The sequence below is a fragment of the Enterobacter sp. PGRG2 genome (genome assembly GCF_030291195.1).
Lineage (GTDB): Bacteria > Pseudomonadota > Gammaproteobacteria > Enterobacterales > Enterobacteriaceae > Enterobacter_D.
Genome location: NZ_CP127837.1, coordinates 2972645 through 2973569 on the forward strand (window position 1 = coordinate 2972645; position 925 = coordinate 2973569).

Annotated in this window: 2 protein-coding genes; both read left to right on the top strand. The window is 46.2% G+C overall.

Annotated features, from left to right (window positions below; all coding sequences use genetic code 11):
- The first annotated feature begins 95 nt into the window (after positions 1 to 95).
- Entirely contained in the window at positions 96 to 563 is a 468-nt protein-coding gene (locus tag QRD42_RS13185) for an Hsp20 family protein (RefSeq protein ID WP_321987311.1), read from the top strand.
- A 196-nt stretch (positions 564 to 759) separates the two neighbouring features.
- A partial coding sequence (locus QRD42_RS13190; RefSeq protein ID WP_321988763.1) for a GnsA/GnsB family addiction module toxin occupies positions 760 to 925 on the top strand: 166 nt, incomplete at its 3' end.

The following is a 925-nucleotide window of genomic DNA, read 5'->3' on the forward strand; positions in this document are numbered from 1 at the left end:
GCTTGAAAATCCGCCAGCAGATATTATTTTTATTCACGGACAAGCAATGCTTGCCTGAACATTAAACTTTTGAACAGGAATTCGGGAGATTAATCATGGCACTCAGAACTTTGTCAGCCTTTCCAACATTAGCTGATTCCCTTTTTTCCGATCGCTTTAACCGCATCGACAGGTTGTTCAGCCAGCTTACCGGTGATACGCCGGTGGCGGCAGCGCCGTCCTACGACGTGAAAAAACGGGATGCCAACCACTATATGATTTCGGTAAGCGTGCCCGGCTGGAAGGAGAGCGAGCTGGAAATTGAAACGGTCAGTGGAAACCTGACAATTTCCGGTAAACGTGAAGAAGAGTCCTCCAGTGAACAGGAGAGCTGGATCCATCGCGGCATCTACCGGCAGGATTTCCAGCTGAGTTTCTCTCTGCCGGAACATGCCAAAGTCAGTAATGCCAGCCTGGCGGACGGACTACTGACGTTAGATATTCATCAGGAAATCCCTGAGAGTGAAAAACCGAAAAAAATCGCTATCGGAAACAACCAAAAAGTGCTCGAACACAAAGCGTAATTGTTAGCCTTGTTTTTACGTTGGCCCGCTAATGCGGGCCTTTTTTTCGCCGCTTTAATGGCTTTAAAACCCGTCATTTTCTGATTTCTGGACGCCATCAGGGAAGATAACCTAAGCTTTATAACAGGTTAATCTTAGTTAGATGAGAGTTCTGGCATCTGATGTGTGCGGAACAGTATTAAAGGAGTAGCAAGCGATGAAACAAGAAGAACTGACACGTAAAGCTGAAGAAGAGATTTCCGCGCTGATAGCTAAAAAAATCGCTGAGATCAGGAAGAAAACCGAGAAAGAGGTTTCTGAGATAGAATTTGTTCCCCGCGAGACGATGACCGGACTCGAAGGGTATGACGTCAAAATAAAGC